The 24,879-nt window shown below is 69.4% G+C and carries 26 protein-coding genes, 1 tRNA gene and 1 pseudogene; 10 read left to right on the top strand and 18 right to left on the bottom strand.

Annotated features, from left to right (window positions below):
- Positions 1-63 precede the first annotated feature (63 nt).
- Both ACLJPY_RS44930 and polA read right to left on the bottom strand, forming a co-directional pair.
- Positions 64-603, bottom strand: a complete 540-nt coding sequence (locus ACLJPY_RS44930; RefSeq protein WP_410597188.1) for an EF-hand domain-containing protein — start codon at positions 601-603, stop codon at positions 64-66.
- Between the two features lie 89 nt (positions 604-692).
- The gene (gene polA / locus ACLJPY_RS44925; protein WP_410597106.1) at positions 693-3,434 is read right to left on the bottom strand and encodes a DNA polymerase I; all 2,742 of its coding nucleotides are present in this window, start codon (positions 3,432-3,434) and stop codon (positions 693-695) included.
- Positions 3,435-3,496: 62 nt separating this feature from the next.
- Here polA and ACLJPY_RS44920 point away from each other — a divergent pair, with 62 nt between their 5' ends.
- The gene (locus tag ACLJPY_RS44920; RefSeq protein ID WP_410597105.1) at positions 3,497-3,937 is read left to right on the top strand and encodes a hotdog fold thioesterase; all 441 of its coding nucleotides are present in this window, start codon (positions 3,497-3,499) and stop codon (positions 3,935-3,937) included.
- 5 nt (positions 3,938-3,942) lie between these two features.
- Positions 3,943-4,914: a LysR family transcriptional regulator gene (locus ACLJPY_RS44915; RefSeq protein ID WP_410597104.1), complete on the top strand. Its 972-nt coding sequence runs from the start codon at positions 3,943-3,945 to the stop codon at positions 4,912-4,914.
- On the opposite strand, the gene ACLJPY_RS44910 is transcribed toward ACLJPY_RS44915, so the two are convergent.
- Positions 4,880-5,650: a prolyl oligopeptidase family serine peptidase gene (locus ACLJPY_RS44910; RefSeq protein WP_410597103.1), complete on the bottom strand. Its 771-nt coding sequence runs from the start codon at positions 5,648-5,650 to the stop codon at positions 4,880-4,882. The two genes, ACLJPY_RS44915 and ACLJPY_RS44910, sit on opposite strands and share 35 nt — an antisense overlap.
- Positions 5,651-6,187: 537 nt before the next feature.
- On the opposite strand from ACLJPY_RS44910, the gene ACLJPY_RS44905 reads away from it, so the two are divergent.
- The 5 genes from ACLJPY_RS44905 (at position 6,188) to ACLJPY_RS44885 (ending at position 11,014) form a co-directional block, all read left to right on the top strand.
- Positions 6,188-7,342: a branched-chain amino acid ABC transporter substrate-binding protein gene (locus tag ACLJPY_RS44905; protein ID WP_410597102.1), complete on the top strand. Its 1,155-nt coding sequence runs from the start codon at positions 6,188-6,190 to the stop codon at positions 7,340-7,342.
- A gap of 112 nt (positions 7,343-7,454) precedes the next feature.
- On the top strand, positions 7,455-8,417 hold the full coding sequence (locus tag ACLJPY_RS44900; protein WP_308673362.1) for a branched-chain amino acid ABC transporter permease: 963 nt from the start codon (positions 7,455-7,457) through the stop codon (positions 8,415-8,417).
- A complete protein-coding gene (locus ACLJPY_RS44895) occupies positions 8,414-9,541 on the top strand; it encodes a branched-chain amino acid ABC transporter permease (RefSeq protein WP_410597101.1) in 1,128 nt (375 codons plus the stop codon). The genes ACLJPY_RS44900 and ACLJPY_RS44895 overlap by 4 nt, the downstream gene beginning before the upstream one ends.
- A gap of 5 nt (positions 9,542-9,546) precedes the next feature.
- The gene (locus ACLJPY_RS44890; RefSeq protein WP_410574590.1) at positions 9,547-10,311 is read left to right on the top strand and encodes an ABC transporter ATP-binding protein; all 765 of its coding nucleotides are present in this window, start codon (positions 9,547-9,549) and stop codon (positions 10,309-10,311) included.
- Positions 10,301-11,014 carry an ABC transporter ATP-binding protein gene (locus tag ACLJPY_RS44885; RefSeq protein WP_410597100.1) on the top strand — a complete coding sequence of 238 codons (714 nt, stop codon included), beginning with the start codon at positions 10,301-10,303 and terminating at the stop codon, positions 11,012-11,014. The genes ACLJPY_RS44890 and ACLJPY_RS44885 overlap by 11 nt, the downstream gene beginning before the upstream one ends.
- Positions 11,015-11,062: 48 nt before the next feature.
- Here ACLJPY_RS44885 and ACLJPY_RS44880 read toward each other — a convergent pair whose 3' ends face one another.
- Together ACLJPY_RS44880 and ACLJPY_RS44875 are read right to left on the bottom strand one after the other, a co-directional pair.
- A complete protein-coding gene (locus ACLJPY_RS44880) occupies positions 11,063-11,590 on the bottom strand; it encodes a hypothetical protein (protein ID WP_410597099.1) in 528 nt (175 codons plus the stop codon).
- A gap of 33 nt (positions 11,591-11,623) precedes the next feature.
- Complete coding sequence (locus ACLJPY_RS44875; protein WP_247021332.1) at positions 11,624-12,238, bottom strand: ANTAR domain-containing response regulator; 615 nt, start codon at positions 12,236-12,238, stop codon at positions 11,624-11,626.
- A gap of 192 nt (positions 12,239-12,430) precedes the next feature.
- Between ACLJPY_RS44875 and ACLJPY_RS44870 the strand changes: the two genes are divergently transcribed.
- Both ACLJPY_RS44870 and ACLJPY_RS44865 read left to right on the top strand, forming a co-directional pair.
- Positions 12,431-12,504 (top strand) — tRNA-Leu (locus ACLJPY_RS44870).
- A 125-nt stretch (positions 12,505-12,629) separates the two neighbouring features.
- Positions 12,630-13,085: a hypothetical protein gene (locus tag ACLJPY_RS44865; protein ID WP_410597098.1), complete on the top strand. Its 456-nt coding sequence runs from the start codon at positions 12,630-12,632 to the stop codon at positions 13,083-13,085.
- Positions 13,086-13,124: 39 nt separating this feature from the next.
- Here the strand turns inward: ACLJPY_RS44865 and ACLJPY_RS44860 are convergent.
- A pseudogene (locus ACLJPY_RS44860) lies at positions 13,125-13,577 on the bottom strand (recombinase family protein); the annotation flags it as partial.
- Here ACLJPY_RS44860 and ACLJPY_RS44855 point away from each other — a divergent pair.
- The gene (locus ACLJPY_RS44855) at positions 13,542-14,408 is read left to right on the top strand and encodes a hypothetical protein (RefSeq protein ID WP_410597097.1); all 867 of its coding nucleotides are present in this window, start codon (positions 13,542-13,544) and stop codon (positions 14,406-14,408) included. The pseudogene ACLJPY_RS44860 and the gene ACLJPY_RS44855 sit on opposite strands and share 36 nt — an antisense overlap.
- Positions 14,409-14,822: 414 nt before the next feature.
- Here ACLJPY_RS44855 and ACLJPY_RS44850 read toward each other — a convergent pair whose 3' ends face one another.
- Genes ACLJPY_RS44850 through ACLJPY_RS44795 form a run of 12 tightly spaced genes read right to left on the bottom strand, consistent with a single transcriptional unit; the run spans position 14,823 to position 24,859 of the window.
- Complete coding sequence (locus ACLJPY_RS44850; protein ID WP_410597096.1) at positions 14,823-17,522, bottom strand: LysM peptidoglycan-binding domain-containing protein; 2,700 nt, start codon at positions 17,520-17,522, stop codon at positions 14,823-14,825.
- Positions 17,523-17,533: 11 nt separating this feature from the next.
- Positions 17,534-17,938, bottom strand: a complete 405-nt coding sequence (locus ACLJPY_RS44845; RefSeq protein ID WP_410597095.1) for a pilus assembly protein TadG-related protein — start codon at positions 17,936-17,938, stop codon at positions 17,534-17,536.
- On the bottom strand, positions 17,935-18,354 hold the full coding sequence (locus ACLJPY_RS44840) for a hypothetical protein (RefSeq protein ID WP_410597094.1): 420 nt from the start codon (positions 18,352-18,354) through the stop codon (positions 17,935-17,937). Before ACLJPY_RS44840 ends, ACLJPY_RS44845 begins: the two co-directional genes overlap by 4 nt.
- Positions 18,351-18,722 carry a hypothetical protein gene (locus ACLJPY_RS44835; protein WP_410597093.1) on the bottom strand — a complete coding sequence of 124 codons (372 nt, stop codon included), beginning with the start codon at positions 18,720-18,722 and terminating at the stop codon, positions 18,351-18,353. Before ACLJPY_RS44835 ends, ACLJPY_RS44840 begins: the two co-directional genes overlap by 4 nt.
- Complete coding sequence (locus tag ACLJPY_RS44830) at positions 18,722-18,916, bottom strand: hypothetical protein (RefSeq protein ID WP_410597092.1); 195 nt, start codon at positions 18,914-18,916, stop codon at positions 18,722-18,724. Before ACLJPY_RS44830 ends, ACLJPY_RS44835 begins: the two co-directional genes overlap by 1 nt.
- Positions 18,917-18,929: 13 nt before the next feature.
- Positions 18,930-19,772: a type II secretion system protein gene (locus ACLJPY_RS44825; RefSeq protein WP_410597091.1), complete on the bottom strand. Its 843-nt coding sequence runs from the start codon at positions 19,770-19,772 to the stop codon at positions 18,930-18,932.
- On the bottom strand, positions 19,769-20,626 hold the full coding sequence (locus ACLJPY_RS44820) for a type II secretion system F family protein (RefSeq protein WP_410597090.1): 858 nt from the start codon (positions 20,624-20,626) through the stop codon (positions 19,769-19,771). The genes ACLJPY_RS44825 and ACLJPY_RS44820 overlap by 4 nt, the downstream gene beginning before the upstream one ends.
- Positions 20,623-21,975 carry a CpaF family protein gene (locus tag ACLJPY_RS44815; RefSeq protein WP_410597089.1) on the bottom strand — a complete coding sequence of 451 codons (1,353 nt, stop codon included), beginning with the start codon at positions 21,973-21,975 and terminating at the stop codon, positions 20,623-20,625. Before ACLJPY_RS44815 ends, ACLJPY_RS44820 begins: the two co-directional genes overlap by 4 nt.
- Positions 21,965-22,771, bottom strand: a complete 807-nt coding sequence (locus ACLJPY_RS44810; protein ID WP_410597088.1) for a hypothetical protein — start codon at positions 22,769-22,771, stop codon at positions 21,965-21,967. Before ACLJPY_RS44810 ends, ACLJPY_RS44815 begins: the two co-directional genes overlap by 11 nt.
- The gene (locus ACLJPY_RS44805; protein ID WP_410597087.1) at positions 22,768-23,415 is read right to left on the bottom strand and encodes an SAF domain-containing protein; all 648 of its coding nucleotides are present in this window, start codon (positions 23,413-23,415) and stop codon (positions 22,768-22,770) included. Before ACLJPY_RS44805 ends, ACLJPY_RS44810 begins: the two co-directional genes overlap by 4 nt.
- Positions 23,412-24,296: a hypothetical protein gene (locus tag ACLJPY_RS44800; RefSeq protein WP_410597086.1), complete on the bottom strand. Its 885-nt coding sequence runs from the start codon at positions 24,294-24,296 to the stop codon at positions 23,412-23,414. The genes ACLJPY_RS44805 and ACLJPY_RS44800 overlap by 4 nt, the downstream gene beginning before the upstream one ends.
- The gene (locus ACLJPY_RS44795; RefSeq protein WP_410597085.1) at positions 24,290-24,859 is read right to left on the bottom strand and encodes a hypothetical protein; all 570 of its coding nucleotides are present in this window, start codon (positions 24,857-24,859) and stop codon (positions 24,290-24,292) included. The genes ACLJPY_RS44800 and ACLJPY_RS44795 overlap by 7 nt, the downstream gene beginning before the upstream one ends.
- Between the last annotated feature and the right edge of the window lie 20 nt (positions 24,860-24,879).

The following is a 24,879-nucleotide window of genomic DNA, read 5'->3' as shown; positions in this document are numbered from 1 at the left end:
GACCCACTTACCCAGCGGTAATGGCTCACCCGAACGGAGTCCTCCGTTCGGCGCATCGCCGGATCACACTCGTCCGAAGACCAAGCTGCCGGGCGCGGCCGGGTCGTCGCCGGCCCAGAACTCGAACCAGTGCCGGGTGAACTCTTCCCGGGACAGGCGGCCGTCGCCGTCGGTGTCGAGGAGGGCGAAGACGTCCTCGCTCGGCGTGCCGACGCCGTTCCAGGCCGCGATGAGGCGCTCGTACTCGGCGGCCGAGATGACGCCGTCGCCGTTCTCGTCGACGGCTTCGAACATCGCCTCCGCCGTGCCGGTCACCGCGCCCGGCATCCGCGGGAGTTCGTCGACGACCCGGAGAACCTGGTCGAGACTGACCTTGCCGCCACCGCCCGCGGCGTCGTCCAGGGTGCCCCACCAGCCCATCATGATGCCGGTGAGCCGCTGCCCGGCGGGCGTGCTCGCGTCGGTGCCGCGGAGGTCGAGCCACCGCGCGGTGAGCGCGCGGAAGTCGGCCTCCGTCAGGAACCCGTCGCCGTCGTGGTCCATGGCGCCGAAGACGCCCGAGATCTTGCGCCGCTGGAAGTCACTGGACATGGCGCCCAGCATCGCCGCGGCGGGTGACGCCCGGCGACCTCCGCTCGAGTACATCCGCGTCACGACCCGGTGATCCGGGCCGTGACGCGGAGTGAGCAAATCTAGTGCGCGGCTTCGTTCCACGACCGGCCGTAGCCGACCGAGACCTCGAGCGGCACCGCCAGGGCGTACGCCGAGCCCATGCCCTCACGGACCAGCTTCTCCAGCTGTTCCTTCTCCCCCTCCGCGACTTCCAGCACCAGTTCGTCGTGGACCTGCAGCAGGATCCGGCTCTTCAGCTTCGCCTCGACCAGCGCGCGGTGGACGTTGAGCATCGCGACCTTGATGATGTCGGCCGCGCTGCCCTGGATCGGGGCGTTCAGCGCCATCCGCTCGGCCATCTCGCGGCGCTGGCGGTTGTCGCTGTTGAGGTCCGGCAGGTAGCGGCGGCGGCCGAAGATCGTCTCCGTGTACCCGGACTTCGCCGCTTCGCCGACCACCGAGTGGAGGTAGTCGCTGATGCCGCCGAAGCGGGCGAAGTACGCCTCCATCTGCTCCTTGGCTTCTTCGGTGGAAATCCGCAGCTGCTGCGAGAGCCCGTACGCCGACAGCCCGTACGCGAGGCCGTACGACATCGCCTTGACGCGGTAGCGCAGCTCCGGCGTGATCTCCTCCGGCGGCATCGAAAACGCCCGCGACGCGACGAACGTGTGCAGGTCCTCGCCGGAGTTGAACGCCTCGATCAAGCCTTCGTCCTTCGAGAGGTGCGCCATGATCCGCATCTCGATCTGGCTGTAGTCCGCCGTCATCAGCTCGGTGAAGCCCTCGCCGACGACGAAGGCGTCGCGGATGCGGCGGCCCTCCTCGGTGCGGACCGGGATGTTCTGCAGGTTCGGCTCGGTGGAGGACAGCCGTCCGGTGGCCGCGATGGTCTGCAGCAGCGTGGTGTGGATGCGGCCGTCGTCGGCGACGGACTTGATCAGCCCCTCGACGGTCGTGCGCAGCTTCGTCGCGTCCCGGTGCTCGAGCATGTGCTGCAGGAACGGGTGCTCGGTCTTCTCGAACAGGCCCTGCAGCGCCTCGGCGTCGGTCGTGTAGCCGGTCTTGGTGCGCTTGGTCTTCGGCATGCCGAGCTCGTCGAACAGCACGACCTGCAGCTGCTTCGGCGAGCCGAGGTTGATCTGCTTGCCGATCACCGCGTACGCCTCTTCGGCGGCCTGCGTGACACGCGAAAGGTAGTGCGCTTCCAGGGAAGTCAGCTGTTCGAGGTCCACGGCGACGCCGGCGATCTCCACCTCGGTGATGACCTCCAGCAGCGGCAGCTCCAGCTCGGCGAGCAGCTTCGCGCCGCCGATCTGTTCGAGTTCCTTCTCGAGCGCGCCGGCCAGCTCGAAGATCGCGCGGGCCTTGACCAGCTCGTCCTGGATCTCCTTCTGCTCCAGGCCTTCCGCGCCGCCGTCGAGCAGGGACAGCTGGCCGTCGCCGCCGTCGGTCTCCGAGCGCAGCTCGCGGTGCAGGTAGCGCAGCGCGAGGTCGTCGAGCTCGAACGTGCGCTGGCCGGGCCGCACGAGGTAGGCGGCCAGCGCGGTGTCCATGGCCAGCCCGGCCACCACCCAGCCGCGGCCGCGGATCGCGTGCAGCGGGACCTTGAGGTCGTGGCCGGTCTTGCGGATCGCCGGGTCGGCGAGCCAAGCCGCGAGCGCCGCGTCGTCGGCCTGGTCCATGGCGGTGACGTCGACATACGCGCCTTCGCCGTCGGCCGTCGCGAACGCGAACGCGCGCAGGTCGGACCGGACCGACGCGCCGACGGTCCGGAAGGACAGCGCCACCGGCTCGCCCGCGCCCGCGTGCGCGCTCAGCCACTCGCCCAGTGCACCCGGGGCGAGCGCGGACCCCGAGACCTCGAAGCCTTCGTCGGCCTCCGGCTCGGCGCTCTGCAGCGTCGCGAACAGCCTGTCGCGCAGGACGCGGAACTCCAGCTCGTCGAACAGGCGGTGCACCGCTTCGCGATCCCACGGGCGCAGCTCCAGCCCGGACGGCCCGACTTCCAGCTCGACGTCCCGGATCAGCTCGGTCAGCTGCCGGTTGAGCTGGACCGAGGACAGGTGCGCCCGCAGCGCGTCGCCGACCTTGCCCTTGACCTCGTCGACGCGGTCGATCAGGTCGTCGAGCGAGCCGAACTGCTTGATCCACTTGGCCGCGGTCTTCTCGCCGACGCCCGGGATGCTCGGCAGGTTGTCCGACGGGTCGCCGCGCAGCGCGGCGAAGTCCGGGTACTGGCGCGGGGTGAGCCCGTACTTCTCCTCGACGGCGTCCGGGGTGAACCGGGTCATCTCCGAGACGCCGCGCTTGGGGTACAGCACGGTGACGTGCTCGTTGACCAGCTGCAGCGCGTCGCGGTCGCCGGTACAGATGAGGACGTCGAAACCGTCGGCCGTCGCCTGCGTGGTGAGCGTGGCGATGATGTCGTCGGCCTCGAAGTTCTCCTTCACCAGCGACGGGATCCCGAGCACTTCCAGGACCTCCTTGACCAGGTCCACCTGGCCGCGGAACTCGTCCGGCGTCGTGCTGCGGTTCGCCTTGTAGTCGGCGTAGGTCTCCGAGCGGAACGTCTTGCGCGAGAGGTCGAACGCCACCGCCAGGTGGGTCGGGGCTTCGTCGCGCAGGAGGTTGATGAGCATCGAGGTGAAGCCGAAGACGGCGTTGGTGACCTGACCGGTCTTCGTCTTGAAGTTCTCCGCGGGCAAGGCGAAGAACGCGCGGTAGGCCATGGAATGGCCGTCGATCAGCAGCAGCTTCGGCCGCTCGGCGAGGCTGGTGGATCCTGTGGCGTTGGCAACGGTCGTCTTCTCACTCGGGCTCACGGGGCCGAGTCTAGGCTGAGGGTCCGACACTCTTACGTGTCGCATAGGAAGAGGAGCACTGCGTGACCGAACGCGCCGCCCACATCGACGTGGACCGGTTGTCGGGCATCGACCCGGCGGCGGCGGACCAGCAGCTGAACGACAAAGTCGGCATGAAGCTGCTCGAAGCGACGGCTGAACGCGTCGTCGGCACGATCCCGGTCGAGGGCAACCTCCAGCCGTACGGCCTGCTGCACGGGGGCGCCAACGCCGTGCTGGCCGAGGCGCTGGGCTCGACGGTCGCCGCGCTCAACGCGGGCCCCGGCCGCGCGGCGATGGGGCTGGAGCTGTCCTGCACGCACCACCGCGCCGTCCGCTCCGGCACGGTCACCGGCGTGGCGACGCCGCTGCACGTCGGCCGCGGGACGATCACCGCGGAGATCGTGCTCACCGACGACGAGGGCCGCCGCACCTGCACCGCGCGGCTCACCTGCGTGGTCCGGGACCGCCCGCCGGGCGCCTGAGCCCCGTGGACCTCGACCTCGCCCAGGTCCGGGCGTTCGTGGTGACGGCGGACCAGCGCCACTTCGGGCGGGCCGCCCAGGCGCTGTTCCTCACCCAGCAGGCGTTGTCGAAGCGGATCCGGAAGCTCGAAGACACCCTCGCCACGCCGTTGTTCCTGCGCACCAACCGCTCGGTCGAGCTGACCGCCGACGGCGAACGGTTCCTGCCGCACGCGCGCGAGCTGGTGCGGGTGGCCGACGCCGCGGTGGCCGCGATGGGCGCCGAGGACCGGCCGCTGCGCGTCGACCTGGTCGACCACCGGCTGTCCCCGATGTTCGTGCTCCGCCGGCTCGCCGCGCACGAGCCGGGGCTGCGCATCGACCGGGTCGCCGGCCGCGGGTTCGCGAACGCCATCGATCCGCTGCTGTCCGGCGAGCTCGACGCCGCCTTCGGCCGGGTGTCCGGCTGCGGGCGGCCGCTGCCGGACGAGCTGGAACACCGGCCGGTCCGGCTCGAGCCGCTGGTCGCCCTGCTCGCGCCGGAACACCCCCTGGCCGTGCAGGACGTGCTGCGCCTCGACGAGCTGCGCGCCGACGGGATCTGGCTGCCCGGCCTCGGCGGCCCCGCCGAATGGCTGTCCTACCTGCAGGAGCTGTGCGAGGCGTTCGGCGTGCCGATCGACGACTCCGGCGTCAGCTACGACCTGCGGCACACGCTGGAGCAGACGCGGTACGGCAAGCGGCGCGTCACCCTGGCGGGTGCCGACATGGAGCTGGCCCCGGACCTGAACCTGACGGTGCTGCCGTTCGAGCCGTCCCCGCTGTTCCCGTGGTCGCTGGTCTGGCGGCGGGGCCGGGCGCACCCGGCGCTGCGGCGGCTGCTGGCCCTGGCCGGGCGCACCAGCCGCGAAGAGGACTGGTGCGCCTACGACTCCGGGGCCGCCTGGCTGCCCGCCGGCGACGTCAGCCTCGCAACCGCCGGGCGAACCACTCGGTGAAGGCGGCGTCGACGCGCGCGGCGGCCGGGGTCCCCGGCGGGAACTCGTGGGCCATCCCGTCGACGGTCACCAGCTCGCTCCCCAGCTTCTCGTGCAGCGCCGCCGCGGGTTCGCGCACGGCGACGTCGTCGTCCGCCCCGGTGACCAGCAGCAGCGGCGCGGCCAGCTCGGCGGCCCGGTCCACGTAGTCGTAACGCGCCGCGACCGCGCGGGAGCGCTCGGTCCACGAGTAGCTGACGCCGAAGCGCCGTTCGTTGGCCGCGATCATCGCCGCGAGCTGGACGACCGGGCTGGCCACCGCCGCGGCGGCGACGTCCGCGTCGCCGCGGGCCAGCACCTCCAGCGCCACGATCGCCCCGGCCGAGCCGCCGAACACCCCGAGCGGTCCCGTCGCGCCCGGCAGCCGGTCGCGCAGCTCGGCCAGCGCGGCCGGGAACTCGCTCGCCGCCTGCTCGGTGACCGGCTCGAACACGTTCAGGACGGCGTCCTCGCTCGCCCGCCGGAAGACCTCTTCCGGACCGCCTTCGGGCAGCCGCGCGCCGGAGAGCGGCAGCCCGAGGTACACCCGCCACGCCGGCAGGCCCGCCATCGGGACGGCCTCCGCCATCGTGCGTTCGCTGGCCGGCGCGTCCATCAGGTGCCAGCCCGCCACCAGCGCGGCCGGCGCGGCCGGGTCCGCCGGCGGCACCGCCACGAACGGCACTCCCGCCGCGACACCCTCGACCATCTCGCCCATCCGGTTCTCCCTGTCTCTCGGTTGCCACCAGCCAACCGCCGGGGCGGGGCGGGGGTCCAACAGCCGTTCCGGCGGCCACGACAACCGCTGGTTGTGACAAGCCGGATGGCCTTTCGGGCAGACCTGCGGGGGCTGGGCCGAACGGCGGCCCGAACCGGACGTAAGGTGCATCCCTACGGCGGTGCTCGCGCGGCCGCACCCTCGCCAGGGTGAACACCGGATCGCCGGGAAACCGGCCACCGACCGGGCGCCGAAATGGGCGATGACATACCGGTGAAACACGGTCGTCACCCATTCGCCAAACGTGCGCCGATACTTAGCATCGCTGCGTGACCAGCGACAGCCCACCACGAAACGTTCTTGGCCTTTTCGTGCAATTCGTGTCGGTTGCGATCGTCACGATGTGGACACAGAGTAGCGAGGGCGCCTGTGCACAAGACGGCGGAGAGGGATATCTTCCTGCCCTAACCTAGCCCCTGTGTCGGGGGCAACGCCTACCGGCGGCTGGTTGGTCATGGGAGGTAGTCGGTGTCAGGAGTGCGTTTTGGACGGGTTCTCGCCCTCGCAGCGGCGACGTCGCTCGCGCTGGCGGGCTGCGCCGGTGGCGGCTCGTCCAGCAACAGTGGTGACGGCAGCACGCTGAAGATCGGGTTCATGGGCGACCTGACCGGGGAGAACTCCGGGATCGTGATCCCGCCCAACAACGGCGCCAAGCTCGCCATCGACGAGTACAACGCCACGAACCCCAAGGTGAAGCTCGAGCTGAAGAACTACGACAGCCAGGGCAAGCCGGAGCAGGCCACCTCGCTGGTGCAGACCGCGATCGGGACGGACAAGATCACCGCCCTGATCGGCCCCGCGTTCTCCGGTGAGTCGAAGGCCGTCGGCGGCGTCCTCGAGCAGGGCAAGATCCCGAGCGTTTCGCCGTCGGCGACGAACCCGGGTCTGGCGAACAACGGCTGGAAGTACTGGCACCGCGTCGTCGCGAACGACAACGACCAGGGCCCGGCCATCGCGAACTTCCTCATCACGGCGAAGTCGCCGAAGAACGCGTACGTCATCTCGGACGACCAGGAGTACAGCGTCGGCCTGGCGGACGCCTTCGAGAAGACCTTCAAGGAGAAGGGCATCACGACCGAGCGCGACAAGTTCGCCAAGGACGCGTCGGACTACTCCTCGACCGTGCAGAAGGTCAAGGCCGCGAACCCCGACGTCATCGCGTTCGGCGGGTACTACGCCCAGGGTGGCCGCCTGCTCAAGCAGCTGCGCGACGGTGGCGTGAAGGCCATCTTCGCCACCGGTGACGGTTCGCTCGACCCGCAGCTGGTCTCCGGCGCCGGTGCCGCCGCGGCCGAAGGCGCCGTCGTCGGCTGCCCGTGCAACATCCCGGACGCGGGCGCCCAGAACGAGTTCGCCACGAAGTACAAGGCCAAGTTCAACGTCGACCCGGCGATCTACGCCACCGAGGGCTACGACGCCGCGACCGCCATCATCAACGCGGTCAAGGCCGGCAACACCACCGGTGAGAAGATCAACGACTTCCTGAAGACGGAAGACTTCAAGGGCGCGTCGAAGCAGGTCAAGTTCAAGGAGAACGGCGAGCCGCAGACGAACGCGATCTACGTGTACCAGGTCGTCAGCGGGGTCATCAAGAACCTCGGCGCCTCGACCGAAGCCAAGATCAACGGCTGACGGAGCTAGAGAAACACCTAACGGGAGCGGGGGCGCTGTGGACGACCACAGCACCTCCGCTCCCCGCCAATGTGGCGACCATCCTCGCCCCGTCAGGTAAGGCAACTACGTCATGTTCCAAGATCTGCAGAGCCAGTTTCTGGGCAGCACCATCGGCGGCCTGGTAGCCGGCTCCATCTACGCCCTCATCGCCCTCGGCTACACGATGGTCTACGGCGTGCTGAGGCTGATCAACTTCGCGCACTCCGAAATCTTCATGATCGGGACGATGACGTCCCTGTTCATCCTCGTCACCATCGCCCCCACGGCGCCGTTCACCATCTTCTCGATGATCGGCATCCTGCTCCTGCTGATCGTCGCCTCCGCCCTCGTGTCCGGCGGTTCGGCGATCGTGCTGGAGCAGCTCGCCTACCGGCCGCTGCGGAAGAAGGGCGCGACCCGGCTCGCCGCCCTGATCTCGGCGATCGGCGCCTCGCTGTTCCTGCAGGAGGCCTTCGGCCTCAAGATCATCCCGTGGCTGTTCGACAAGCCGGGCCGCGTGCAGCAGTCCGCGCCGCGGTTCGTCCCGCACGAGGAGCTGTTCCGCATCGGCAACGGTGTCGTGCGCACCGACCACGTCTTCGTGATCGTCGGCGCGGTCATCGTGATGGTGGTGCTCGACCAGCTGGTCAGCCGCACCCGGATCGGCCGCGGTATCCGCGCCACGGCTCAGGACCCCGAGGCCGCCGTGCTGATGGGTGTCAGCATCGACCGGATCGTCCGCATCACGTTCCTGCTCGGCGGGGCCATGGCCGGCGTCGCCGCCGCCCTGTTCGTCATGGAGTACGAGAACACCGACTACCGCATCGGCTTCCTGCTCGGCATCAAGGCGTTCACCGCCGCGGTGCTCGGCGGTATCGGCAACCTGCGCGGCGCCCTGCTCGGCGGGATCGTGCTGGGCCTGGTCGAGAACTGGAGCTCCATCTTCCTCGGCTCGGCCTGGAAGGACGTCACCGCGTTCGTCGTCCTGGTGCTGGTCCTGATGTTCCGGCCCACCGGCATCCTCGGTGAATCGCTGCAACGGGCACGCGCATGAAGGGCGAAGAAGTGGCTACCAGCAACGGAAAGCCCGCCCGCGGCGGGTTCCACCCCGTCGACGGGCTGCGGGACTGGTGGGCGGAGGCGCCCCAGTGGCAGCGCTACGGCGTCTACCTCGCCCTGATCGTGTTCGCGCTGATCCTGCCCGCGCCCTGGATCGGCGCGTTCATGTCGCCGGACTCGGACTGGACGACGGTGCTCATCTTCCCGGTCGGCACGTACATCCTGCTGGCCGTCGGCCTGAACATCGTCGTCGGCCACGCCGGCCTGCTGGACCTCGGCTTCGTCGCGTTCTTCGCGATCGGTGCCTACACGTGGGCGTCGATCGGCACGTCGTACGGGTGGTCCTACTGGCCGACGGTGGTGCTCGGCATCTTCCTGGCCTCGATCTCCGGCGTCATCCTCGGCGCACCGACGCTGCGGCTGCGCGGTGACTACCTCGCCATCGTGACGCTGGGCTTCGGGGAGATCGTCCGGATCACCGCGAACAACACCGACGCCATCGGCGGGGCGCGCGGCATCACGAACGTCCCGCACCCGGAGCCGATCTTCGGCATGGAGTTCTTCCTCGACCCGGCGCCGTACTACTACCTGATGCTGTTCGCGATCGTCCTCGTCATCACCTTCTCGGTGCGGCTCAGCAAGAGCCGGGTCGGGCGGGCGTGGGCGGCGATCCGCGAGGACGAGGACGCGGCCGAGCTGATGGGCGTGCCGACGTTCAAGTTCAAGCTGCTCGCCTTCGCGATCGGCGCGATGATCGGCGGGTTCGCCGGCACGATCTACGCCAGCAAGGCGGTGTTCATCGAGCCGAACAACTTCCCGTTCATCCTGTCGGCGACGATCCTGGCCGCGGTCGTGCTCGGTGGCTCCGGCAACCTGCCGGGCGTCATCCTCGGCGCGTTCGTGATCGCGTGGCTGCCCGAGCGGTTCCGGTTCCTGTCCGAGTACCGCATCCTCATCTTCGGCTTCGTGCTGGTCCTGATGATGGCCCTGCGGCCGGAGGGCCTGCTGCCGTCCCGGCAGCGCAAGGCCGAACTACGGGAAGGAACCGGCGGCATGGGCGCCATGGGTGCCGAAGTGGCCGGGCCCGACACCGAGGCTTCGGCGGAGGTCGTCAAGTGAACACCATGCTCGAGATCGACAACGTGACCATGCGCTTCGGCGGCGTGACCGCCCTGCGCGAAGTCAACATCAGCATCAACCAGGGCGAGATCTTCGCCCTGATCGGGCCGAACGGCGCGGGCAAGACGACGGTGTTCAACGTGATCACCGGCGTCTACCACCCGACCGAGGGCCAGGTCCGCTTCGACGGCGACCGCATCGACGGGATGAAGCGCTTCAAGGTCACCAAGCGCGGCATCGCCCGGACGTTCCAGAACATCCGGCTGTTCCACAACATGACGGCGCTGGAGAACGTCATGGTGGGCGTCGACGCGCACCACAAGACGGGCGCGATCGGCGCGACGCTCGGCCTGCCGTGGCACCGCAAGGAAGAGAAGCACGGCCGCGAGGTGGCCCGGGAACTGCTCGACTTCGTCGGCATCGGCCGGGTCGAGCACAGCATCGCGAAGAACCTCTCCTACGGCGACCAGCGCCGGCTGGAGATCGCGCGGGCGCTGGCCACGGACCCGAAGCTGCTGCTGCTCGACGAACCGGCCGCGGGCATGAACCCGGCGGAGAAGAACGCCCTGCAGGCGCTGATCCGCAAGATCCGGGACGACGGCCGCACGGTGCTGCTGATCGAGCACGACATGGGCCTGGTCATGCACATCAGCGACCGGCTGGCGGTGCTCGACTTCGGGCAGAAGATCGCAGAAGGGCTCCCCCACGAGGTGCAGAACAACCAGAAGGTGATCGAGGCGTACCTGGGGGTGTCCGAAGATGCTTCTTGAGGCCGAGGACATCAACGTCCACTACGGCAAGATCGCGGCCCTCAAGGGCATGAGCATCCAGGTCGACGAGGGTGAGATCGTCTCCCTCATCGGGGCCAACGGCGCCGGCAAGACCACGACGCTCAAGACGATCTCCGGGCTGCGGCCGCTGACCAGCGGCCGGATCGTGTTCAACGGCCAGGACATCTCGAAGACCCCGGGGCACAAGCGCGTGCTGCTCGGGATCGGCCAGTCGCCGGAGGGCCGGGGCGTGTTCCCCGGCATGACGGTGCAGGAGAACCTCCTGATGGGTGCCTACACCCGCAAGGACGACCTGAAGGCCGACCTCGACGAGGTCTACGAGCTGTTCCCGCGGCTGAACGAGCGCAAGACGCAGTTCGGCGGCACGATGTCGGGCGGCGAGCAGCAGATGATCGCCATCGGCCGCGCGCTGATGACGAAGCCGAAGGTGCTGCTGCTCGACGAGCCGTCGATGGGCCTGGCGCCGATGCTGATCGCGCAGATCTTCGACATCATCCGGGAGATCAACAAGCGCGGCACGACGGTGCTGCTGGTCGAGCAGAACGCCCAGCAGGCGCTGAAGCTGTCGGACCGGGCGTACGTGCTCGAAACGGGCCGCGTGGTCCAGAGCGCCCGCGGGTCCGAACTGCTCGACGACCCGAAGGTGCGGGCCGCCTACCTCGGTGGCGACCTCGGGGTCTGATCGCGGTTGTTTTTCAGGGGCCCGGCGCTTGCTGCGCCGGGCCCCTTTTCACAGCTTGATGTCGGTGCCGTTGAGGTTCTTCATGTCGGTGATCGTGGGGCCGCCGAAGGCCTTGATCGCGACCGGCTTGCGGTCCTTGGGGATGTCCCAGTAGAGGTCGAACTCGACGCGCACGCCGTGGCCGAGGTCGAACTGGGCGGGCTGGCGCTTGATCAGCATGGCCTGCTCGTCCGACGGGTGGGTCCCGCCCTGGTCGTCGACCAGCAGCTGGCGTTTCGTGTCGAAGAGGACGCTCGAGGTGCCGGTGTTGGTGACCACCAGCCGCAGGCGCACGTACTGGCCCTTGGGGAGCATCTCGGCGTGGCTCCCGGTGATGCTGGGCAGCCCGGCGGCGAGGCCGATCAGGTCGAACTCGGTGTCGCCGTTCTTGACGGGCGGCAGCTTTAGGGCGGTCTCATCGGGCCGCACCGGCCGCGGCGGCAGCTCGTAGGCGGTGGGCGCGGGCGCGCTCGGAGCGGCTGCTTGGCAGCCTGCTGCGCTGAGGAGGACGACGACGGCCAGCAGGCGGAGTTTCACGTGCGTGATTCTGCCTGCCGGCCGCCGGTCCGGCTAGCTCCCGATGCTCTCGACGACGGCCTCGGCGACGGCCTTCATGGTGGTCCGGCGGTCCATGGCGGTGCGCTGGATCCACCGGAAGGCATCGGGCTCGGTGAGGCCCTGCCGACTCATGAGCAGGCCCTTGGCCCGGTCGATGACCTTCCGCGTCTCGAGCCGGTCGGTGAGCCCGGCGACCTCGGCCTCGAGGGCCTGCAGCTCGGAGAACCGGCTGACGGCGAGCTCGATGGCGGGCACGAGGTCCCGCTTGGCGAAGGGCTTGACGAGGTAGGCCATGGTCCCGGCATCCCGCGCGCGTTCGACGAGGTCCCGCTGGCTGAAGGCGGTGAGGATGACCACGGGCGCGATCCGGTCCCCGGTGATCTTGGCCGCGGCCTCGATGCCGTCCAGCTTGGGCATCTTGACGTCGAGGATGACGAGATCGGGCTTCAGATCGGTGGCGAGGGCGATGGCCTGCTCGCCGTCCCCGGCCTCCCCGACCACTTCATAGCCCTCTTCACGCAGCATTTCGACGAGATCAAGCCGGATGAGAGCCTCGTCTTCCGCGACGAGCACCCGACGCTGCGGCACGGTGGCGGCACCGTTGGCCTCGGTAGCCTGATCGGTCACCGGGGTCCTCCTGAAGACTCGACGTGACGTTGACGTCCGGCGGCGTTCCGCGACGTCTCGCGGCGTTCCGCGAACCTGAAGCCTACCGGGAACGATCCAGATGAAGAGATGGCGTTCACCACGAAGTGGCGGGGGACACTGCGCCCCCGGAGTCAGCGGGGGGCGGGTGATCCCGTAGAGTCACGACGTCACGCCCCCGTAGCCCAACTGGCAGAGGCAACGGATTCAAAACCCGTCCAGTGTGAGTTCGAATCTCACCGGGGGCACGATCCAGAACCCCACCGGCACGCCCCTGGGGCGTCCCTTGCGGGTTCATCTGGTCGCCAATCCTCTCTGCTGTGCTCGCCACCTCGTTGACCTGGTCGGCGGGCAGGGTGATCGTCATTGTCGCATGCTCGCCCTCGTCGTGGACCTGGACGATGAGCTGAACCACCTCGAAGAGGGTCCTCAGGAGATCCTCCGGCGCCTTCGCGAGGTTCACGGCCAGGTACGGCAGCGCGTCGAGGATCGAGAGGGCTTCGGCACTCGGTTTGTTTGGCTCGGCTCCGGCTGGCTCGTCAACGGCCGCCAGCCTGGACGCCAGATCGGCACGTTGGGTCTCGAGGTCGTTGTACCGCCCCCTCAGCGCCTTGGTGAACGCGTCATCCGGGTCTCCGTTCATCGCTTGCTCCAGGACCGACTCCTGCTTCTTAGCCAGACCGTCCAGGGCCTTCTGCAGCTGCGCGCGCTGGGCATCGCGCTCGTCTGCCTCTCCGGTGTCCATGCCGGCCAGCTGAGCGTCGAGGATCGCTCGGCGTTCCGGACCGAATACGCGGTCAGCGAAGAAGGCAGTGACGGCGTCGAGTAGTGCGTCTTCGCGCAGGTAAAGCGTCTTGGGGTGGCCCAGGTAGTTGTCGGGCCGTCCGCGGTTGTTGTTGCTCGGCCGGCACAGGTAGTAGGGCCGGCCGTGGCGGATCTCCCCCACCATGCGACGGCCGCACGGGCAGTAGATCACGCCACGGAACAGGTAGGTCCGCTTCGTCTGTGGATGTGAGTTCGGCGCGTTGCTCGCCCTGGACCGCTCCTTGCTCCGGCGGCGCCCGATGAGCTCGTCGTACATCCACTTCGGGATCAGCGGCTCGTGCGCAGGCTCAGGTGACCAGACCCACTTGACCGGGTCGTTGTGCTTGCCCTTGCGGGACCGGGTGGCCCGGCGGTTGTAGACCTGGTAGCCGGTGTACTTCGGGTTCCGGAGAATGTCGTTGACGCTCGACCTGCTCCAGCATCCCCGGGCCCGGCGGCTGTCCGGCGGGCATGGTGGTGGATGCCTGACGAGGTCCTGGTTGAGCAAGTCCGCGATGGTGTCGGTGCCCAGGTGGTCGTAGTAGGCCCATGCAGCGATCTGTGTGACCGTCTCGCCGCAGGGCCCGTCCGGCTCGAGGCGGGATTTGGTGAATCCCTTCGCCGCCTTCGCCGGATTGGGGTGCCGGAAGACCTTGGCCTTATAGCCGTAGCAGGGCTTGCCGATGTTCCAGCCTTCGCGGACGTGGGTGCAGGTGCCTCCCCAGGATTGTTCGAGGGTGTTCAGGACCTCGTACTCGGCGACGGACTGGTTGATCCGGCGCTGAAGGATCCGCTGGGCTCGACTGCCCGAGACGCTGATGGTCTCGTTCGCCGCGAACAGCGAGACCTCGCACCGCTCGAGGTCTCGCTCGACCGAGAGTCCCTCGTAGGCCCGGCGCGCCACTCGCGCAATGCTCTCGCAGATGACGACGTCGAACCTGCGGTTCGGTCTCGCGGCTTCCTGCAGAAGGTCGGCGATGCCACCGTCACGGGCGATGGGGATGTCGAAGCGGTCGTAGTGGTCGCCGCGGCCACGCCGGTCCAGTTCCATGCGCCCGGATTCGACGTCGTAGAAGTGCGCGACGATGACCCAGGATTCGGGCAAGGCCGTCTTGCTGTTGCCCAGCTGGCGCAGGATCGACTGGCGGGGGTCCTGCTGGTCCTCTGTGGAGGTTCGCCCCAGGAAGGCGACGCGAACCTCGTCGCGCAGCAGAGCCAGCGGCATCCCCAGAGGCGAGACCGCATGGTCGGACAGTCCCGATGGCCCCGAGACCCCGGTGTGAAGGCCACGCTGGCCGAAACCGGGCAGCCCGGGGGCGGGAGGGTTGACGATCACACGCTCGGGTGAATTCATGGCGATCAGGCATCCTCGGCGGGTTCAGCGGACGACGCGTCGGCAGCCCAACGAAGAAGATCTGCCGATGCGCGAGCAAGCCGGGCGCGCAATCCTTCTGCGGTTGCCCCACCGACTAGCTCGACGCGGCCGGAGAAAGAACATTTCTCGCCGCGGGAATGCTCCTGATCGTAACACCACCGAGGACCACTCTGGCGCGATGCCAGCTCCCCCATCGAGACGTGACTGCACCCCGATTCCTCTGCCGAGACTGCCACTTCGACCACCGAGCCTGTTCGCGAGACCAGGGTCGAGACCGGCATGACTTTGATCCACAGGTCTCGCAACCCACTTCAGAGGGAACTTCTGAGCGAGACACGTGAAAAGACGTGGTCGACAATTCAATATCGCGGCAGGCTAGCTTGATCGCTAAGACCGGCCAGCCAATAGCGCGCTCACCAGGGAGCTGGTTTCCTCGTCAAGCTCCAGATCAAGTGAATTGGCGAGGGCGGCGAGCTTGTCGGCCGTCTGGCGAACGGCTGCGAGGTTGCCGGCGCGGTACTCGATGCGGAGCAAGTCTCGGTACAGGATCTCGCTCACCGGCTCGGCCAGCAGCCCCCGCATAGCTGCCCGGCGTGCCGATGGGAGGTCGCCGGCCTTCTGGTGGGCGTCAGCCAGTGTGTGGGCGACGTCCACGATCGCATCGATCATCTCCCGCTGCTGCCAGGAGCTCCACGCATACCTGCCGGCCGGGACGTTACCGAACGGGGTCCCCTGTACCAGGTCGAGAGCTTGCTGCAGATCCGAGACCCCGCTGTCTCGGTCGGCGAGACCACGGCGAGCCAAGTCTCGGAAGATACGCCAGTCGGAGGTGAACGAGTCCGACATCCGGTAGCCGCCGTGACGGGCGTCGACGTTCGGCACGTACGGATCGCCGTTCTCGTCTCGGCCGAGCCAGGTGCGGAGGCGCGAGATGTAGCCCTGCCGGGTCGCCGCGGACCAGGGCTGGGTATCCGTGCCGAGCTGGTGGGAGATCTCGTCGGCCGTCACGCCGGGATGCAGGGCAAGGAATGCGGCCAGCTCCGTCAAGCGGTTGAGCTTCTTGCCCTCGACGGCTTGCGGGTCGGCCCCGCGCAGCCGGACCGGACCCAGCATCTGGAGCGACGGCGTCGCCGTCACGGTGGAGTCCAGCATGACCGGCTTCACAGGCTCGCGTGCCTGATACGGCTCTGGCAGGCCGTTTTCCTCCGGCGGGACATCTCGGTACTCGTCGTGCAGTACCTGGTTGGACTCATTCGCCTCAGCGAGTGCTGACACGAGTTCGGCGACCTGCGCAGGTGAAAGCCTCCGCAGCTCGATGTCCTCGCCCAAGACCTCTAACGGCGTGAACCTGTTCGTCACGTCGAGGTGCCACGCACCCGGCAGCACAACGTCTTCTTCGTGAGCTGCCACGACGGCGTCCAAGCGAAGCGGCTGAAGGCGTCGCACGATGTCGCCAGTCAGCGGTATAGCTGACAGCAGCACCTGGGGCCGGGCCGGTTCGGGCTCGAGCGACGCGATGGCCTCGTCCCAGCCTGACGCGAACCGAAGTCGATCCGGGTGGGCCTCGGCCGAGGTCCTTCCCACACCGACCAGCGTGATCTGCGTCCGAGCGCTCCACGGAGCCGCTGCGAGGTCCCAAGCCATCGCGAGCAAGACGGGTTTCACCGCCTCAAGGTCGCCGCCGAGGGTAAGGACGCCCACTTCTCGCAAGTCAATCAGCAGGAGGTCTCGCTCCTGGGTATGCCCGAGGGACACCAACGCGGGATACGGGTGTGGGACGCCGCCGCCGTTCAGGCTCGCCGTCGAGTCCAGCCGCCACTCGGACGGTCCGGACTTGACGAACGGCTCGACCGGCTCGCTCGTCCCGACGAGCCGGAGCGTGATCCCCTCTGTCCCGATCTTCACGGCTCGGAGCTTCGGCAGGTCGTATCCGACATGCCCCGCAAGCGTTTGCAGCGCCCGGGCCAGGTCCTCCACAGTGGCCGGATGCGCGGCTGCTCGGAGGGCGTGTTCGAGCGGGCCAGGTTCCTTCGTGTGGATGCGGTGTCCGGGACGTCGACGCTGCTGCGCACGACGTCGCCGGATGGCCAGCAGCGTCAGCAGGCCGGCTGCGAGGACACTGCCGAAGCTCGTCAGCAGGACCGACGATCCGTCGTCTACCTCGGCGGCCGACGGCGGCGCCTTCGAGGGCTGGCTAATCGGGGCAGGGGTTTCGCTGCCAGACGGCTCAGGCGGTTGGACGGGATGAGGCGGAGACGGAGACGGTTCAGCCGGCTGGCACGAGTCGGAGACGCGGGCGAACACTGCGGCTGCCGGAGCCCCGCCACCTCCGGCGGCTGGCTTCGGCGGGCGGGGTATGCGCAGGACGTCGCCGGGATGGATCGTGTCGGGGTCGTCCAGCAGATGCCCAGCGGGCTGGAGTCGTCCGCGGTTGAGGTCGAAGATCTCGCGGTATCGTCCAGCGTCGCCGAGCTGTTCGCGGGCAATCTGGGTCAGCGTCTGGCCAGGCCGCACGACGACTTCTTCGCAGTCGGAGTCGTGCGGCAAGCGCAGGACCCAACCGGGCCGCAGCAGGCCGGGCTTCTGGATGGAGCGACCGTCAGGCTGGCGGGCGCCGCGGTTGAGGTCGTAGATCTCCTGGTAGCGGGCGGCGCTGCCGAGTTCGCTCGCGGCGATCTTCGTCAGGGTGTCGCCGGGGACGACCACATGCGTGGACGGAGCTCCGTCGCCGGCAGGCTCCGCGGCCTCGGCCGCTGTGCCGGTCAGTACGACGAGCACCAAGCCGGCAGCGATGCGCTGAGCCCATGCGAAGCAAGGGAGCCGCGGAACGGTGGCGCCGCGAAGCTGGGCAACCGCTTCCAGCGCGATCGCAATCACCAGCTGGAGCCAGGCGACGAATCCCGCGCCGACCAGCAGCAGAAGGAAGACCTGGCCGGTGTCTTCACTGGTCAGCCACGCGGCGACCTCTGACATCGAGGGCACGTGGTCGGGCAGGTAGGCGGACCGGAAGTGCCATAGCGCCATCGGCGGGGCCGCGATGATCGCGGCCAGTGTGACGACGCCGACGAACAGCCTCGCAGCTCGCATCGCACTTCCTCCTATCCTGCGGACACCGCGACCGCCGCTCCGGTGCCGTGGACGGTGAACTCGGAGACGCCGATCGAGCCGAGGAAGACAGTCGGCCGGGTAATCGTGGTTTCGACGATGAGGCGGCCGTCGGCCCAGCGCGCGGTTCCGCTTGCCCCGGACGCGGTGAGGTAGCGCTGTGCTTCGGCCACGGCCAGCTGGGGATCCACGTCCGCGTCGGTTCCTGCGGCCAGCTCGCGGGTCTTCAGTGCCTGGTCTCCGGCACGTGCGGCTTCCTCGGCGATCGACGTCGCCTGGGAATAGGCCTGGCCCTTGCGAGTGGCGTCGACGGCGAACCCGACGCCGACCAGCACCGCAACGCTCAACCCGAGGATCAGCACCGATGCCGAGCCGCGTTCACCTTGCAGGGACCTCATGACCGGGCTCCGTACCGGTCGATCGGCGAGCGGAACTCCGACCGGAGCGTCTTCGAGCCGCCGATGCCCGGAGCCAAGTCAGCCAGGGCCACGACGCAGGTCACGGTCGCGACGACGTATCCGGACTCTCCGAGCGACTTGGCGAAGTCACGGGCGTCCACCCCCACGTTCAGGCTGCTGCACGCCAACTTCTGCTCGGCCAGCACGGCGCGAGCGCGGCGATCCGCCATGACCGCGGCGGCCTGGCCGTCGCGAGCGATCGACGCCGCTCGGGCGGCGGAGCGGGCGGCATCGTCGATGGCCGCGTCGGCCACGAGCAGCCGCAGGCCGGCCAGACCGAGTCCGAAGATGAGGAAGAGCGCGACGACACCGACCACGGCCTCGATGGTGATGTCGCCCCGCTCGGACGGCTTCACGGCCGCAGCTCCTCGATCGGACCGGACGAGGTCTGGCTGATCGGGAACTGCGCGAACGGCACCAGCGACACCGCGTCCCCGGTGACCGTCACCGAGACGTTGGTGCCGTCGGTCTCGGCGTGCGCCGTGACGTCGTTCAGCCACGAGCCAGTGGCCCGAGTGACGTAGCCGGCCGCGGCAGAGGCGGCAGCCGCGGTGTCCACCGGCGGAAGCCGGGCCGCGTGGACGCCGTCGCGGGCGGCTTCGAGCGCGACGCCGCGGCCGAGCAGTACGACGGCGACCTGCAGGATCGCCCAGGCGACCAGCAGGATGGCGCTGAAGATGACCGCCGCGGCGACGTTGTCGTCGCCGCGTTCACCGGGCAGCATCAGTGGCCGCCGATCAGCGGGAGCTTGCCGTTGACGAAAGCGGTGATGCCGGCGCCGATCAGCGTGGCGACGGTGATGCCGAGTGCGGCGTAGAACGCCTTGGTGATGTTCTCGTCGCCGCGTTCACCCTCGTCGGCGAACTGGCTCAGGCGGGTCTGGAGGTAGAGCCACCAGTACGTGATCTTGCCGTGCATGATCTTCTCCCTTTCAGGTGCGGAGCATCAGGTAGAGGCCGGGGAACGCGAGGAAGGCGATGAACGCCAGGCCGAGCAGGGCGACGGGCATGTCCATGCGGTCCGAGCGGACCGAGGAGCCGGTCTTGCGGTCGGCGAGCTGCTTCTCGTCCAGGGCGGCGGCCTTGGCGCGGAGGGTGTCGACGATGCTGGCGCCGTCCTGGCCGGCGCTGGCGATGATGTGCCCGATGTCCTTCAGTTCGCGGACGCCGGTTTCCTCGGCCAGCTCGGTGAAGCCGTCCCAGGGCATCCGGCCGCGCAGGGTGGCTTCGTCGATGGCCAGTTTGATCCGCCGGAACGCCCAGTCCGAGCCGAGCGTGGCCGGGTAGCGCAACGCCTCGACCGGCCCGCGGTCGCCGAGCCGGCCCAGCGCGACGAGCCGGCAGTAGGCCGCGAGTGCGCCGGCGAACGCTGCCCGGGCGTGCTTGACCTTGCTGTTCAGCACGATCACCGGCAGCTGCCAGCCGAGGAGCGCGCACCCGATGGACGCCGCGCCGGTCAGCACGATCGGCGGGGCTGCACCGACCAGTGCCAGGACGACGGTCAGGACGGGGATCCACAACGCGCCGACGAGCAGGAAGCCGACCCGCTGGACCACAAACGACTCGCTGGACTGCCCCACCAGCGACAGGTCAGCAGGTTTCGCGATGAGCTTCAGCCGGTCCGCACGCGCGAGGAGACCATGGCGCACTCCCTGCGGCGTCTCGTGCAGCACGTCAGCAAGCCGGGGCCGCGTCGGCGCGAAGGCCGCCACGACCAGCGTCACGCCGATCGCGGCCGTGATGGCGAGGATGATCAGCGCCGCTTCGGTGTTCATGACCGTTCCCGAAGGAACCGAGGGGCCGCGGGCTCGACACCGAGCCGTCGCAACCACACCATCGCGACGCCGACGACGCCCAGCACGACAGCGAGCACCAGCTGCCCGCCGACCGAGTTGTAGACCGAGGTGTAGCTGTCGCTGCCGAAGGCGGCGAAGCCAACGAACATCACGGCCCAGAGGCCAAGCAGGATCCGCGCCGCGGATCGCCTACGGGCTCGTTCCGACTCCGCGTCCCGACGCGCCGCAACGTCGGCGGCGATCTGCCGGGCCAGGGTCGTCAGGAGCTCGGCGGTGCCAGTGCCTTGCCGGTACGCGACGCAGAGGCCGGCCGCGGCAGCGTCGCCGATCTGGTCGTCGAGGTCGTCGGCAAACTGCAGGAGCGCGTCGGCGACGTCCCAGCTGCGCAGGCGCTGCCCCAGCGTCGTGACTTCGGGGCTGATCGCGGGCGGCGCGTCGTGAGTGGAGCCCTGGAGCGCGCCGACGAGTCCCGCGTTACCTGCGCGCAGGACATCTGCGAGGCGCCGCAGCCAGTCCTCGAGCGCCTCCAGCCGCTCGATCCGCTCGGCGGCGAGCTTCCCGGCGCCGAACAACCACGGCAGGAAGACGCCGGCCGCGATGATGGCAATCCCGGCGACCGGCCAGCCGCTGACCAGCCAGACGAGCGCGCCCGCGCCGCAGGCCAAAGTCCACCGTGCTGAGCTGCGCCGCCGAGCCGCCCACCAGGCGAGGAGCCACCGCCCGCGTCGGAACGCCGGCACATCGGTCGGCTCGAAACCGTTGATGCCGAGGACGACCAGGGTGACGCCCAGGCCGGCGCACGCGCCGGCCAGCGTTAGGACGAACTCGGTCATCGGGGGCTCCGATCGGTCAGCCAGCCGCCATCGCCGCTGCTCGTCAGCCAGCTGCGGTCGAAGCCGCCACGCTCGTAGTCCTCGATGTCGGTCGGCAGGTTCCCGGTCGGCACGGAACGCCGACCCTCCGCCGAGGTGAACAGGAAGGTCCGAGCAGGACGCCCGTACTCCCCCGGCTCAACGGCGACGATCTCGGCGATGTGACGATCGAGGCGGCCGGGCTCCTGCACGAGGTCGACGTGGACGATCAAGTCGATCGTGTTGGCCACGACCTCGTAGGCGAACTCGGGCGTCCAGGCCGCGTTGGTCTCCAGGCAGAGCAGGACCATGCGGTGGATGGCCTGCGCGGCGCTGCGTGCGTGCAGGGTGGACAGCGACCCGGCGCCGCCGGCGGCGAGGGCGTTGAGCATCGGGACGATCTCGCCTCCGCGGACCTCGCCGACGACCGTACGCGCGGTGTGCATCCGCAGCGACTGCCACACCAGCCGTGGGAGGTCGACGCCGCCGACCGGCCGGCCGTTCTCCCACCGCTCGGTGTTGCCTTCCCGCTCCTCGAAGGCGACCACCGCAGGGAACCGGTCACGATGGCGGTGCAGGCCGAGCTCGAACTCGGTTTCCAGCGTCGCAAAGCGCTCGGTGGGCGGGACCTCCCAGCACAGCGCCCGCAGCAAGGTCGTCTTCCCGGCCTTCTGCCGACCGCAGATGACGATGTTCTTCTCCGCCCGGACCGCCGCGCGCAGCAGTGCCAGCTGGGCGGTCGAGAGCATGCCGCGTTGGCGCAGCGCTTCCAGGCCCGCGGTCGGTAGCCGGTGACGGCGGATCGAGATGTGCGGGCGATCGGTGACGCCGATGGCCGCGGCCAGGCGTTCCCCGCCGGGCAGCTCCATATTGAGCAAGGGGCGGGCGTCGTTGATCGTGTGCTCGGTGCGGCCCATCCGGGCAGCGATCCGCTGCAGCCACTGCACGACGGCCTGGTCGGTGGCGGCTATCCGCGGGGCCCGGCCGACACGCCCGTCGTGGTAGGACAGCCACACCGGGTCGCTGCCGATGATGTCGATGTTCTCGACCTCGTCGTCGGCCAGAAGGGCCTCGAGCCGGCCGAGACCGAACATCTCCGCCAGCACCGCCGACCTGACCGCCTGCTCCTGCTCGAAGTCGAGGAACGGCCGCCCGGAGCCGGCCCATTCCTTGATCACCGTCTCGAGGACGTCGTCGAGCAGGATCTCAGCGACCGCCCGCTCGTCCCGTTCGCCTGACGCGATCTGCTGCTGCACCAGCGGCGCGAGACGCTGCTGCACCCGGTCGACGATCTCGTCGAGATCCGCGAACGCGGCGACGTCAACGGACATGGCCGTTCACCACCGGTGGTGGCTTCCGCAGCCAGCTCATCCGCTCCATCGCGCGGCGGCCGATCTCGTCCGCGGCCCGGCGCGCGTGAGTCAGCAGGGGCGACGTCTCGAACTTCCGGCCAGGCCGGTGCAGATCGGTGAACTGTGCCGCGCCGACCGGGTCCCACGGCAGCGCGCCGACGACGTGCAGGCCGAGTTCCTTCCCGATCTCCCCGTGCGCGAAGCGCTGATGGATCCGGGGGTCCGGGTCGGCGATCAAGACCACAAGCCCTTCGTGGTCGAAGACGCCGTGCTCGTCGCGAAGGACGTCCACGGCCCTCGCGAAGCTTCCCAACGAGCCGCGGCAGTTCCGCACGACCGCCACGACGAGGTCGGCCTCGCTCAGCACCGCGGCCGGGGTGGCCCGGCTGCGGAACCGGCCGCAGTCGGCCAGGACGTCGACCGTCTCCAGCTCCAGGAACAGCGAGGTCAGCCGCCGCCAATCCAGGCTGTCGGCCTCCCTCGGAGAACTCACACCGGGCAGCAGATGGTGACGGCCGGTGCCATCCGGCAGGACGAGCAGCTGGCCGGACATCGCCCGGTGCAGCGGCATGGTCCGCGCCTGGAGCATCAAGTCGAAGACGCCAGGCCGGCCGTGGCTGCCATCCGGGTCGAACACGCCGAGCGCACGACCCCCGGTCGGGTCGCACTCGGCGACCACCGCGTGGCGCGGCCAGACCCAGGTCAGCGCCATCGCAGCCGTCGAAACGCCAGGACTGCCGTTGACCGAAACGAACGAGATCAGCACGTCGATCACCGGTCCTTCGGCAGCACGACGATCGCCACCCCACCGGCCGAGGCGCGAGAGGCCAGCTGCACGCCATTCGCTTCCGGCACGACGACGTCCACCACCTGCGTCGAAGTCGCGTCGCGGTCACTCACGCTGATCACTGCGCCGCGGACAGGCGGCCACGCCTCTGCGCCTGCGGGTACGAGGAGGATCGGCTGGCGAGGTTGCAACGGCGCCGCGGGCAGCTGTCCCGGCTTCACCGGCACGCCGATCAGTTGCTGCCCGGTACCCGGGACCGTGGGCGAGTCCGCGACCGCGTCGGGCGTCACGATCTCGCCCGGCTCGAGGTCCGTCGGGGCCGTCCGGCCGACGATCTGGAACCGCTGATCCCAGGGCATCGGCCGGAGGCCTGGGTCCGGCCGGACCTGGACCTCGCGCAGCGCCTCGGCGGTTATGACCTCGCCGTAGCGAACGGGCCGAGCGACACCGACCGCGGCCACTGCGTCATCCGTCGCCCGGAAAATCCAGACGATGCCCGCGGCGGAGACGGCCGACAGCACCACGCCCAGCAGGACGAGCAGCTTGGACCGGCGACGACGCGGCGGTCGAAGCGGAACCGGCGCCGGCGGCGTGCCGGGCACCCCACGCAACTGCTGCACCCGCGTCGTCATCGCAGGCCCCTGGTGTTCAGCGTGCGAATCTCGCGGACGGGAAGGCGCGCCGACGAGGTCAGTGCCATCGTCCGGAACGCGCTCTGCCCGCCACCGGGCCAGCGGATCTCCCAGCGGCTGGTCGCGTTGATCGCAGCCACTCCCCCGGCGACGAGGCCGCGATACACGTAGCCGCAGGTCGGCGACTGCTGTCCGGCCAGGCCGTCGCTGAACTCGGTGCCGGGCCCGACGCAGTTGACCGATGCCCCGTCGCCCATGGACCAGTCGATCTTCGCCAGGGTCGCGGTGGCGGTCACGGTGATCGAACCCGCACTCGCGGTCCGGGTGATCGGCCCGACGGTGGCCTCGCGACGGGCGGTCCACATCCACACCGGGAAGCCGATCGTCGCACCGTGCGGAGAGCCCGCCGGAGGCGCGAGCCGGATGTCCGGCGCCGACAGACCCATCGCCGAGATGGCCTGCTCGGCCAGCTCGGCCGGCGACACCTGCGGCACCACGACAGGCTGCCCGTTCGGCGCGAACACCACCCGCGGCCAGCCCTGCAGTGCTCCGCCGCCCTGGCAGATCAGCAGCTTCAGCGAGCCCTGGGACGGCGAGTGGCCACCCCACAGGGGATCGCCCGCCGGCGGTGGCGTCCACGGCTGGTCGACGCATGCAAACTGCGGCGCACCCGATGCGCGGCCACCGGCTTGCTCGGCCGGGCCCGAGCCGTGTTGCGGGGAACCTGCTGTGCCAGGGCGTCCCGGGTCGGTCGCCTCCACCCAGCACATCCCGCGGGTGCCCGCTGACTGACATCCGCCCGGGCCCGCCTGGCCGTACGCCACCGCGGGCAAGGCTGCGGTGACCAGGCCGGCGGCCAGGAGGCAGCTTTCTTTCAGCATGGTTTCTCCAGGCGTGGTTGGACTTGCTGGACCAGCCAGCGGTCCGGGTTCGGGTAGCGCACGAGCTGGGCTTCGAACTCGTACCGCCGCGGCTGGTCCGGGTTGTCGAGGTTCCGGCCACCCGCGTCGCTCACGAGGTGCTCGTCAGTGGCGTCGAGGCAGTCGGTGACGACCACCCGCGGCGGCTGGCCGAGGGACACCGAAGTCACCTTCGGCGCCCGCCGATAGCGGCCGACCGTGTGTGCCGGCACGGAGGCGAGGTTGGCGACCTCGTTCACGTAGTCGGTCAGCGCCGGGTCGGCCATGGCCTTCGCCAGCTCCGGCCGCCAGTCCTTCTCGCGAGGCGCCCGCCCGGCGTCCTCGCTGATCTGCCAGTAGAGCTCGTAGGCAGCCAACGCCGCTCGGGAAGCCTCTTCCTCCGGCAGCACGGGTTTCGAGTTCGGCGGCTGCGACGCTCCGGAAGGCTCCGCGCTCGCCGACGGCCTCGGTGTTTCCGCCGCACAACTCGCCAATCCCGCCGAGACGAGAATCAGCCCCGCGATCGAGAACCAGCTTTGCATCATCGTTCAACCTTCCTGACGAA

Source organism: Amycolatopsis sp. lyj-23 (assembly GCF_046549135.1).
In the GTDB taxonomy this organism is placed as follows: domain Bacteria; phylum Actinomycetota; class Actinomycetes; order Mycobacteriales; family Pseudonocardiaceae; genus Amycolatopsis.
The sequence above is the reverse complement of the archived record's forward strand: the minus strand, read 5'-3'. Positions and strand labels throughout refer to the sequence as shown.